The organism is Indolivaga alginatilytica, from assembly GCF_003201355.1.
In the GTDB taxonomy this organism is placed as follows: Bacteria; Bacteroidota; Bacteroidia; order Bacteroidales; family Dysgonomonadaceae; genus Dysgonomonas_A; species Dysgonomonas_A alginatilytica.
The window spans coordinates 32,244-44,640 of the sequence record NZ_QICL01000006.1; the positions used below are offsets into that span (position 1 = coordinate 32,244).

8 protein-coding genes are annotated in these 12,397 nt (G+C 37.3%); 2 read left to right on the top strand and 6 right to left on the bottom strand.

Annotated features, from left to right (window positions below; genetic code table 11):
• Positions 1-207: 207 nt before the first annotated feature.
• The 6 genes from CLV62_RS06855 to CLV62_RS06880 form a co-directional block, all read right to left on the bottom strand.
• Entirely contained in the window at positions 208-1,842 is a 1,635-nt protein-coding gene (locus CLV62_RS06855) for a hypothetical protein (RefSeq protein WP_221409226.1), read from the bottom strand.
• 79 nt (positions 1,843-1,921) lie between these two features.
• Positions 1,922-4,237 (bottom strand): fibrobacter succinogenes major paralogous domain-containing protein, encoded by a 2,316-nt coding sequence (locus tag CLV62_RS06860; protein WP_110310047.1) that lies wholly within the window; start codon positions 4,235-4,237, stop codon positions 1,922-1,924.
• A 75-nt stretch (positions 4,238-4,312) separates the two neighbouring features.
• Positions 4,313-5,191: a FimB/Mfa2 family fimbrial subunit gene (locus CLV62_RS06865; protein ID WP_110310048.1), complete on the bottom strand. Its 879-nt coding sequence runs from the start codon at positions 5,189-5,191 to the stop codon at positions 4,313-4,315.
• A 73-nt stretch (positions 5,192-5,264) separates the two neighbouring features.
• Positions 5,265-6,464 carry a hypothetical protein gene (locus CLV62_RS06870; RefSeq protein WP_110310049.1) on the bottom strand — a complete coding sequence of 400 codons (1,200 nt, stop codon included), beginning with the start codon at positions 6,462-6,464 and terminating at the stop codon, positions 5,265-5,267.
• Positions 6,465-7,120: 656 nt separating this feature from the next.
• The gene (locus CLV62_RS06875; RefSeq protein WP_110310050.1) at positions 7,121-7,969 is read right to left on the bottom strand and encodes a class I SAM-dependent methyltransferase; all 849 of its coding nucleotides are present in this window, start codon (positions 7,967-7,969) and stop codon (positions 7,121-7,123) included.
• Positions 7,970-7,985: 16 nt separating this feature from the next.
• A complete protein-coding gene (locus CLV62_RS06880) occupies positions 7,986-8,375 on the bottom strand; it encodes a hypothetical protein (RefSeq protein WP_110310051.1) in 390 nt (129 codons plus the stop codon).
• A gap of 180 nt (positions 8,376-8,555) precedes the next feature.
• On the opposite strand from CLV62_RS06880, the gene CLV62_RS06885 reads away from it, so the two are divergent.
• A complete protein-coding gene (locus tag CLV62_RS06885) occupies positions 8,556-9,446 on the top strand; it encodes a HEPN domain-containing protein (RefSeq protein WP_110310052.1) in 891 nt (296 codons plus the stop codon).
• 225 nt (positions 9,447-9,671) lie between these two features.
• Positions 9,672-12,203 carry a Kelch repeat-containing protein gene (locus CLV62_RS06890; protein ID WP_110310053.1) on the top strand — a complete coding sequence of 844 codons (2,532 nt, stop codon included), beginning with the start codon at positions 9,672-9,674 and terminating at the stop codon, positions 12,201-12,203.
• Positions 12,204-12,397: the final 194 nt, after the last annotated feature.

Consider the following 12,397-nt stretch of genomic DNA (forward strand, 5'->3'; position numbering starts at 1 on the left):
TTGTTGGGACAGTTATACTGCCGCTATGATAAGAGACCATTGTATTTTGGTATTCAATAATTGATGGGTATTGGTGGTCTTGGAATATGAAATATCACCACAAAAGACCCATCGAAGCATAATTTGGCTATGACAGAAAAAGCAGGCTCTAAAAGCCTGCTGAGATTATATTTTGTCATACGGGATGTCCCGATAATAGGAGAGGAGTTAATGTGCCTGAACGATATATAACATCAGACGTCCCCGATCGTAACGGGTGAGATAAACTATGCCGACCCGGTCGACTCCCGTATTATTTGCTGTGGCAAATAAATAGTATGGCCCCGGATTGGGACCGGCAATCATAGTTGCACCGCCTGTTGATGAGTCATTGATTGATGAGAGGGATAACCAGCTTACACTCGCATCATTTACCTGCCCTCCTACATAAATAGGCGTTGCGGAGGAGATCAAGCCTCCGATCGCTCCTACCGCTGCCGTGGCTCTGGTTACTGCGATCGTCTTTACAATATTACCAATTTTTAATGTGATTGTTCCGGAGGTAAAAGCAGCTGTTACACTCATCGTTACATTCCATGAGGTTATATTACCAATTATCGTCGGAGCAGGAACAACAGCTGTTATTCCTCCACTGCCAATAGCACTCAACGTATTTGGAGAGGAGGCATTGGTCGTTACCGTAACCGCAGGGATTCCGTTGTATGCAAGTTGGTTGGCAAGCATATTTAAACTGGAGTTCGACACGCCCAGATAATATTGTCCGTTGTCCAAAATATCGAATGAGTTCAGGTCTGTCACACTGAGAGTCACTTTAATAGCATTTGATGCCGGATTGGCTATTGCCTCTGCTACCGTAGGATATCCGCTATCTGTAACCGAAGTAATGGTAAAAAGATAATATTTGTTGCGGTACACATTAACCAACTGAGTTGGACCCATAAATACAAGGCGATAGTAGCCTACAATACCATTGTAGGTTCCTTTGATGATCACTGACGTTGCACGCTCTTGTGACTCATAGAGATATATGGGATTGGCTACAGTTGTGTTATTGGTTGCCGGAGCTATACCCGTAACGCCGTCACCCGTTGTCGATGTAAGATAGTCGGTCAGATTACCCGCATTACTCTTTATGGCTATCCCAAGATCAGCTAATGCGCCGTTTCTCGGTGCTCCGACTACTGTTGCTCCGGAAAGTGTGAAAGTGTTGATGACTTCCGAGGCATCGACAGTTACTTTAGCAACAATTCTATTGATTGGCAGTGCACTTCCTCCGGCTACTCCGGTACTGTTGATAACGGTATTTTCATTGATTGCAGCGACTACCGGCATTAATGCCGACATCGGGATAGCCAAATCCGGAGTATAGGGCACCGTAGTTTGGGGTGAAGCTAGCTGCGGCGAAGTAAGGAGATTAGCGACTGCTGCCGTTAAGGTTTTGCCCGTAAGTTGCGCTGTCAGATTATTTTGATCAAAAGAAAATGACGTTCCCGAAGCATCTTGAAAATTAGCAGGAGCATTAGCAATAACCAGAATACGGCATGCCGTTGTGGTTTTGGTTAAGATAACAAATGTTTTTCCATCCAGAACTATAGACTGTTGCACTTCTGAAAATATGGCATTGTTATCGCTACCACTAAAAACAAATACCCACGGCGTTGCATCTACTGAATTTTCCAATGCCGATCCTATGCGGGTCTCGGGTCTCTCGTAGTTTCCTGCATTTGTAATCAGTTGTATACGCACCTTTCCACCAATATCAGGAGTCTCGTCAATAGCAGCGCTTTCCTTAGTGCATGAGCCTAAAGTCAAAAGTACCATTCCCAATATTATGTATTTCAATCTATTAATCATAATAATTATTGTTGCTTTTAAACTGAAAAATACTATCTGCCTGCCATAATATATAAGTCGATATCAATTATTGCTGTATGCAGCGTACCGAAAAAGCACGCGCTTTAGCATATGTTCCATTGTTTGGTGTAACTGTCGATGAATTAAACAGCAGTATATTGGCATTAGAACCTACTATGTCACTTGTGACATAATTACCGCTAGACGTAGTTTGCAACCCACCTCCGCTGATACGGTTACCTGCCACCGGTAAAAACACCGAGGCATTGGTGGCAGCATTAAAAAATACTCGTCCGTAAGTTCCAAACTCATAATTGTTGACGCCTGTAACGTTAGCCGAGCTTTTTACGAGTCTCCTGTCAAAAAAACCGTCGGAATAAAATCCCCACAAGCTATTTCCTGTATCGGGTGCAAAGGTGGTAAATTCGGCACCTGTGGGATGACGGTAGCCTGCAGGACATGGATCGTTGTTCGTATTCCAGCTTGCAGCAATGCCGGTCGGATATCCTGTAATAGCTCCGGCAGGATTCAACGGATGGAAAACCCGGTTGGCGTTTGCCGTAGAACCATTATAAAGGTTCCATTGGAACATATATCCTACCTGTGTAGGGAAATCGGCAAAAGTTGTTGAAGATACGGCTGCTCGCGGAGTAAAGAGGTTATGATTGGAAATATCCGCACCTCCCAATCCGCGCAAAGGATCGGACAGATTGAACGCAGACCATTTGACGGTGCTGTTGATGACACCGGGAGCTTCGCCCTGACGCACATAAAGATAAGAGGTGCCACTAGTCGTAGTAACTCTTATAAGACCGTAACGGGGTGCAGTGGTTGCCGAAGCAAGTGTACCGGTCAACCCCACGCGGAAATAGATTCTATTGATGCCACTCACAGTGGTTGTGCCGTCCGTGACCGGATAGTTTTCAGCATTGTTGGGAATATTCGGGCTGTCCAGTCCCAATTTGGGATCAAAACTTCGTCCGGAGCTCAATAGGATGAAGTCTCCCTGCATTACGGTCGCAGTCCAATCTCCGACGTTATTGGAGTAAACAATGCGTTCTCCGGTTTGATTCCAACGGTGGAATGTTCCTACATACGGAGCGGTAGACCAAGCGGGCGGTATTGCCGGCAGTACTGTGGTGACAGTTATCTCGCGTCGTAAGCCTCCTGCATTCAGGTATATACGATGAATGTACGTAGTGTTAGCTACCAATGTTCCGTAAAAAGAGGTATAAATATCTATGTATCCCAAACCTGTAGCCGGATTGTAGTTTAAGTTACCCGCTGTCGGACCTAACAAATCATAGAATACATTGTTTACGTTGAACTGTGTAGTGCCGGTAGCTCCCACGTACCCTATAGCATCAACGCTGACGCTGGGCTGATTGGAAGTAAAGTAAATCCTTGCCCTGTTTCTATCGGTAATGGATGCTGTCAGTGAAGCTACATTCAGTGTGCGATTGGTTATATTGCCATTTACATTTTCCGGACCCCATTCGGCAATGCTGATATTTACTTCCATCGGGTAATTCACGATGGCATTTACAATGAAATTGGTATTGGGTGTCATTGTATAATCATTATTATCCTCATCCATTCCGAAAGTACAGCTTGGGTTGAGATTATCACCTGTAAGAACTGAAAAACCGACAAGCCGGTCTTCCTGATCAGCCGGTGTAAATTTATTTGGCGGTAGAATTACTCTTTTTACTATTTTAGCCCATGGATATCCTGCGATAACAGTATCTGCAAAATATTCGGGATTTGCGGTTGTCGTAAATATACGTTGTGCTGTATGAGTCCCTGAATAATTTCCTGTAATAGGTACATTATCAGGTAAATTATGAAATTCAACACCTGTAAAAGTTGTGGATAAGTCTCTTTTAGACTTTAAGACCAAATCGAACCTTACAGCCAAATGTTCTAATGCTACATGCCAATTACTATAATATACGCCTTCCACCACTACGCCTTCCTGATCGGGTAATACTGTAACATTAGGCACATAGAGGGTCATAGGTATATTGTTATCAGAATTTATACCTGACGAAGGAATTTGTATATTATTCAATCCTGCTTGATTTCTTATGGCTTCCAGTGAATTAAAAGATTCGTCGGGTGCATTTGCTATAAAGAAAAAATTATATTCACCTGCATGCATATTAAGAGTGACCGTGGTTATATCTCCTGAATAATAAAAATTATTCTTTATATTTTGGTCTGTTACATTAAATGCCATTATTCTCAAATTAGAAATTTTACTGTCAGCCCCTATACTTAAAGAAACAGGAGCAGCTATAGGCGGATTATCATCAGAGCAAGATAATAAAGAAAAAATAGCTATTGTTAGCAAAATTAATTTATGGATATATTTTGGTTTCATATATATTCTCCTTCATTTTCACATTGTAAATAGTACAAAATATTTAATACTATATTTTAAATAATTAACTATTGCTTAGTTAATTATTTTATCCCATTGATGGGTCTGATTCCATTCTGTATTTTTTATTGTTACTGATATATCTGCTGAACCATTATATTCAATCAGAAGGTTAAGCGTTTTGTTCTGAATAGTTTGTAGAGGAGAACCATCATTGTCGGTTGATACCTCATCGATCAATGTACCATCATGGAAAATCTTAACTGAGAAATTTTCCTCTCTTGAAGGAAAAAGACGGAATGTTTTAGCTATAAACTCGTTTTGTGTATTGAATGATGATTCGGGTATATATGAAGCACCATTGCCATAGTATTGTCCTGTAAAGTCCATATATGTTTTTGTTGTACCAACCACGAAAGAATAATTATCGTCGTTGAAACCTGCAAATTTCTTCAGGTTTCTGACTGTAATGTTCATTGAAGCCACAACTCGTGCTACGTATAGTGTGACATATTCATTAGCCGACTGATTATTAATAACCGGTGCAGAACCAAACAGGATATCGTCCGGAATCTGATAAATATTAGGAGATGATATTCTTCTCAATCTGGCGTAACCGTCTCTTAAAAAAAGGTCGGGACTCAAGGATGTTATATCTATCGATCCATTCAATGTATTGCACCAGGCCACTACTGTCAATTTCCCGGCATTGGGGTAGGATAGAATTTCTGTCTTGCCAAGTTGGGTTTCTTTTGTATCAAGAAATTTTTTGTTTTCATCAAATATATATAGAACAATGTCGTTTACAATCGATTTATCATCTGCAGAACCACTGCCCTCGGCAATCTGTACAGTTACTGCTATCTCACACGGTGGCACATCCTCTTTAATGCAAGCATTTGCAATAAGAATCAATGTTGGAAAAGCGAATAATATGTATAGTGCTTTCTTCATATTCGACAGTTTATATATTCTTTGATTGTTTATTGGCAAGGGATACTTTGGTTTCCCTTGCCAATGGGGGATATTATTGAATTACTTTATCTACTATAAAAGGAGTCCATAGTGCGCTATTTACAGTAATATCAACATATGCGTTGTCATATATTTCTGTAGGGTCGGGGCTACCTCCTCCTCCGGTATTTGCATTTCCGGTAAGTGTAATATTAATAACATATTTTTCACCGGAAGCAATTGCATTCGCCAAACCGTCGCTACCACCGAAAGCAAATGACCAGAAGTAATTTGGCTCTGTTAAATTGCTTGCATTTCTGGTTTGATTTGGATCATAACGTCCGAAAATTGTTACATATGTTTTATTGGTTGTTATGGATGGGAATACATAGAAACCTTCGGTTGCAGTTTGAGCAGCGACAGCCGGTATTGTAACAGCAGATGTCATCGGAAAGTATGTTACCGGAGCCCATTTATAAATAGGATTTACAACAAAATTTCCGGCTGCGGGTTGGTCTATATAAAGAGCAGGATTTATAAAAATACCATTATAGAAGAATGCTTCTCCTGCAGGTATTTGTGCTTGTGTTGGTTTAAAATCACCATTATTCATGGTAAAACGAGTCCATGCTCCTCCATTTATTATGGATACACCGTCTAAAATGACATTCCCTGAGTCGAAGTTAGTCATTTGATTATTAACTCGCACGTAAATTTTAGCCGGTATATATCCTAGATTTACTGTTGCAGTTCTCAATGCATTACCGTTGCCATCTACTCCATTTGCCACCAGATTTGCATTACCTGACATCCATACATTTTGGCTGATACATTGACTGCCTACATTAGGATTTCTATCAAGAGCTGAAACTACAGCATTCAAACTAGCTACATTGGTAACCGCATCAAATGCTCCGGTGGAGAACTGACCGGTATTGGTAATAATGATAACCGAAGTAGCTTTGGTTGTTCCATTAATTGTAGGAACTGTATTTCCTCCAATTATATCTGCTGCCGGAAAATAGAAAGGACCGGTATCGAAAGTATTATCAGCTCTCACCAAAAATACAATCAGGTCATTAATCACATTGTCCTCATCTACAGGATTATTATCTACTGATCTGACTGCGGTTTGAGCTCCTTTCAAAATAAGGTTGATTTTCATTGGCTCTGGTTTGCTGTCATCTCCATTTTCACCATCTTTATCATTCGAACAGGAAAACAGCATTGTAGTCACTGCGAAGATCGCTAATAAGAATTTAGTTTTTTTCATTTTCTTAAAAAATTAGTTTGGTAATTAAAGTCTGTTTTTATTATTTTCTTTCAAATAGTCACAATATGTCTTGTACTACGTAATTCAGGACAGAAATTATCAGATATATGGATAAAATTTCCCTTAATTAATTGCACTGGACGTCCTGTTGTAAAATTTGAGCTTCGTATCCGAATATTGAATAATTTTGTATTTATTCTTTAATTCAGCTATTTTAGCTTCTTTTTTTGTTTTTATTATATTGTTTTATAACAATTTAAATAATGAATTGTTTAAAGCGTAACTTAATGTCTAATTTATCTCATAATAACTTGGAGATAAACGAAAGACACATTTTTCTTATTCGAGTGATTTAGATGTTTTAACATCTGTGACTGTTTAGAGGAAGGAAGATTAGATTTTTCTATATTCTGATATCGTGTTTTATTATCTAAGAAGTCGCTTTCCATCCAACACTTTTGTTTATCGACCTACTTGGGTATTTGAACATAAAACGCCAGATGGTTTAAAGATTTATACCAATGTTCTTTTAAAAGTAATTGAAGACTGCTGTGTATTTATAAGAGTTTGTAAAGCTAAAGATAGGACTGAATTTATCTTAATGGCATGAAAAACTACCTTGATAATCTTTCATGCCATTATTTGTTTATTGAATTTTATACGCCAAAACCTTTCTCTTTTCTGGCTTCAATATAAAGCATGGGAATTGTCAACCGTAATTCGCCTTGCCGATTGGCATAAGCATTCAGTTTTTGTTCGAAATTGTCGAAAAACAATTCTTTATCAGCTTCTTCAAACATATTTCTCCATGAATCGATAAAACCAATAATTATAAATGAATGATTAAGGAATGCTGATCCATTGTAAAATCGCATGCTATGTTCAGACTTTATTGTATTTATTATTTTGAATCCGCTATTTTCAAATAGTTTTATGGAGCTTTCTTCCGTTCCCCGATGATTTATATGATTATCTAATTGTGCCAGATATTTTTCAAATCCTAATTCAAGTAAGCTTTCTCTAAATAGCTTATAGAATTCATCGAAAGTACCTGTGAGGTTTGTTGTTGCACAGAATGTTCCTCCCTGTTTCAAAGTTCTGTAGCTTTCATTCATAACCTGAAGAGGATCTTCAAAGTTGTTTATACCAAGGTTGGAGGTTATCAAGTCAAAATGATTATCCGGAAAATTAATACTTTCGGCACTGCCTTCAATTATTGAGATATGATCGAGTTGAAGTGTATCTATTTTAGCTTGGGCCCTTTTTACGGCTTCCTCCCATGGATCAATTCCTGTTGATTTACAATTGTTTCCGAGTCGGTTTGCTATCTCGATTAATGGAAATCCCGTGCCACAACCAATATCTAAATAATTTTGATATTTGCGAATCGGAAAGTTATCTAAAAGTAAAATACCGAACGGTGCTGCCCATATGCCTAATTCATCGCAGGCATTTGTAACATCGCTTTGTAAATAATTCAGGTTCTTATTTAAATAATTTTTCATAATTACCTCCTACTGTTTATTTATGGCTATTGCCTAAAATTTGTTTTACTTCGTCGAGATTGAAACAGGCTTTTACCTGGAAGAATTTTTTCAGCTCTATAGATTGTCCTTCAAGCTCTTCTTTTAAGTTGTTATCAGGGCTAATGATAAAGAAAATAAATTTGCAACCGGTGGCTGCGGCAAGGGGGATGAATTCGTTAAATACCCACAGTGTATCTGCTTCTTCATTCTCAAAACCATTGCGGGTATCTGCCATATAATGACAGTTTTCGTTTGCTTTCATTATTTCAATAGCGTGAAGAAGTGGTTTACGGTAATCATTACCTTGGCAGAACTTCTTCCATTCCACATAAACTACATTGGTATCGGGTAAGTAGGTAACATCACAAAATTCTGATCGATACATATTTTCATAGATTATTTTTATTCATTGTCTATTGTCTTATGCAACTATAAGAGGATATAGATACAAATATACGATTTGGTCTGAAAAGTTAATTCCGGTTTTTCTTTTTTCTATATCTTTAGGGTCACAGACCCTTTTATTATTTTTATAGCTAAATTTGCAGTAAACGAATATATCTGTATGAGAAAGTCAATATCATATTTACCATCAACCAACCAGAGAGATTTACATTTTATTGTTGAGTCTGTTTTACAAAGACTAAAACAAACCGAAATGATAATCCTCTTTGGCAGTTATGCCCGAAATGACTATGTGGTGTATGATGAAAAATATGAGTTTGGCAAACTACAGTTTTATGTAAGCGATTACGATATATTAGTTATCACAAGCGGAGTATCGGATGGAGGAGCAATCAGGTCACTCAGTAATATAGAAGATTTGTATTATGACAGGGCAAAAGACCCTGACAGACAGCCTCCTGTTCAGTTTATCAGCGAAGATATGAAGAAGCTGAATAAATATCTGAATGAAGGGCGATACTTTTATACGCAAATAAAGCAAGAGGGCGTTGTTCTATATGATAGTGGTAAACATAAGTTAGCTAGAAGACGTAAATTGAATTTCGAAGAAATAAAGCAACAGGCACAGGAATATTTCAATGATAAGTTTGTTTATGCAAATAGTTTCTTAAGAAGTGCAAATCATGACTATAACGATAAAGAATATAAAATGTGTTCTTTTCATCTTCATCAAACTTGTGAAAACTATATTTATGCAATCCGTTTAGTTTTTACATTAGAAAATCTGAAACAACATAATCTCACGAAATTATTAAACTCAGTAAAGAAATATTCAACAGACTTTGTAAAAGTATTTCCACAAGACACTCCAGAGGAAAAGCGGCTTTTTGAACTTATCAAAGCAGCTTATGTAAATGGACGTTATGACCCTGATTTTGTAGTAACAAAAGAGGATGTCGATGCACTTATCCCGAAAGTCGAGTTACTGCGGGATATTACAGAGTCAATTTGTGAAGCGAAGATTAAGGAGTATGAAGAAAAAAAAGACTAGCTAATCTAGTGAAAAAGGAGCTGCAAATCATTTGCAGCTCCTTTTTTGTTTCCTATCTATATTAGCTTCTTTTTGATTGAATAATAGAGGACTGTCATTTGCTGAGGGAGATTAACATTTAAAAACATATGTGTGTTTTTTGAGAGTCTGAAAACCGTACTGGAAGTAATTTCAGAAATTAACAAGCTAATTTTCTATATTTGTAGATAATAAAGTATTTTTATTATGAAATTATTTGTGTATTTCGTTTTATTACTCTTCTTTCCTCTAAATATCTTTTCTCAGGGACTACGATTTCATGGAAATGAAAGTGTAATTAATGAGAGAACTTCATATTCCGTATTTGAGAATGGATCTCCGTCTTTTTCCGAAAAACTGGCTATTAATTTCGAATTATCGTTGCTGCCACCCTCTAATGTCGGTTATATTTTCAGATTAAAGGATACTAATCTGAATACGACTTATAATTTGATGTATGATAATGAAGGGCGCGAAAATACAGTCTTTAAATTTAATGAAGAAGGGCGAAACAATTTAATTACTGTCGTTTTTAAGAAAGAAGAGCTTTCTAACCGCCAGTGGGTGAGTATCGGTTTGTCATTTGATCTCCGGCAAGATTCGATGATTTTGAGAATTAATGATGAAGAAACCAAAATCGGAGGTTTGAACCTTCTAGAAAAATGGAATCCTGTTATTTATTTCGGTAAGAGCGAGCATGTGGTCGATATCCCTTCGTTTGCAATTAAGAACCTTATAGTTAAAGATAAGCAGCAGGAATATTTTTTTCATTTAAATGAAAATGAGGGTGAATTGGTACACGATTCGAGAGGTAAAGTCAGAGGTCAGGTTTCGAATCCTGTCTGGCTGATTAATAATGCTTATTACTGGGCGCCAAGGGCTTCTTTTAAGTCGAATAATGTAGCAGGCTTAAATTTCAATACCCAAACACAGAATATATACTTTTTCGACAGGGATTCTATCGTATTCTTCAATGTTCGTTCGAATACTGTATCATCTAAAAAATATGGTAACGAATTACCTGTAAAACTCAGGCTAGGTATGAGTTTTGTGGATAAGGCAGACGATCGTTTGTATGCCTACGAGGTATATTCAGAAGAACCTGCGGGGTCTGCTACTTCTGCTTATCTTGACCTCAATACTTTAATGTGGACACCGGAGTCTATCGACAGGTTACCGACTCAACTACACCATCATAATGGCTATTACGATTCAGCCAATCACCGATACCTTGTATTCGGAGGTTTCGGAAGCCAGCATTATAGTAAAGAATTTTATTCGTATGACCTGATCGAAAAAAGATGGAGTTTACTTTCATTCGAAGGAGATAAGATAACACCCCGATACTTCTCGTCGATGTGCTATGAGAAGGAAGCGAATGCCTTATATGTTTTTGGAGGTATGGGGAATGATTCGGGAGACCAGACTATCGGGCGTCGCTATTATTATGATTTATACAAGGTCGATCTTAATGAAAAGAAGATAACTAAGCTATGGGAAATACCTTGGCAGGGAGATAATGTGGTTCCTGTACGTAGTATGATAATGCTCGATGATTCGTGTTTCTATACGTTATGTTATCCCGAACATTTTTCGAACACATCTTTGAAACTGTATCGTTTTTCGATTAAAGATGGAAGTTTTGATATTCTGGGTGATTCGATTCCGATTCGCTCCGATAAAATTACTACCAACGCCAACTTGTATTACAATGAGAAGCTGAATGAATTGTATTGCACCGTTCAGGAGTTTGATGAGAATGATATATCATCTGTTGCCCGTGTATATTCTTTATCTTTTCCCCCGATAAGCTTCGATGAACTTGTAGGGAAAGGTAAAGATGAGTCAATGGCGTATATCTGGATTGTAATGATCTCATTATCTATTTTAGCGGCAGGTATATACTTTTTCTTCTATAGAAAGAAGAAAAAAACTGAGGATGATATTGAAGATGAGGATAATCAGGTTTTGATTTTAGAATCAAAGGATGGAAAAATACGTGAATCTTTTTTGCGAAAAGACCAATCAAATTCAATTTATCTCTTTGGCGAATTTACGGTAAAGGATCGGAACAATAAGGATATTAGTTATATGTTCAGTACAAAGTTGAAGCAAACTTTCCTACTGATTCTTCAATACAGTATCGAAGATGGTATATCCTCCCAACAATTAAGCGACATTCTATGGCCTGACAAAACTGAAAATAAAGCCAAGAATCTGAAAGGTGTAACTCTCAATCATATACGAAAAGCTTTGGCGGAACTCGATCATATAGAACTCATTCATGATAAAGGTTTCTTTAAAATCGTATTAGATGAGGGATGTTACTGTGATTGCCTGAGATTTTTTGAAATAACCAAGGGGGCAAATATTATTAATAACAAAGAGCTGATCGAAATTTTAACAAGGGGTAAGTTCCTGAAAAATACAGAAGACGAAATGTTCGATTCGTTTAAACAGGAAATTGAAAATAAAGCGGAATCTATTCTACAAATGGAAATAGAAAGCAGGTATATTCAACAAGATTATCAGACAGCCTTGTTACTTATCGATACTCTTTTTACGATCGATTCCCTCAATGAAGAGGCTTTATATTATCAAATTCATTCTCTGGTAAAATTGAAAATGCCCGATCAGGCAAAAAATAAATATCTGTTATTCTCTGCAGAATACAAAAAGGTAATGAACGAGAATTATTCTATCGGTTTTACCTCCCTATTGAATGATAACAAAGCATAATTAGACTTATTAGAGGGACAAAATTGGGTCTGCACAAGTATTTGCAGGCTGGTTTGTCTTGTGTGTATAGGTATTGTATAATATTCTTCTTTTTTCACACATATTGATTAAATATATGCAGATTAATAAAATAAGTAAAGCTTCTAACCCTTTTTTAACCACGAATTAACCCAATAGTTAACCATGCCCGCATA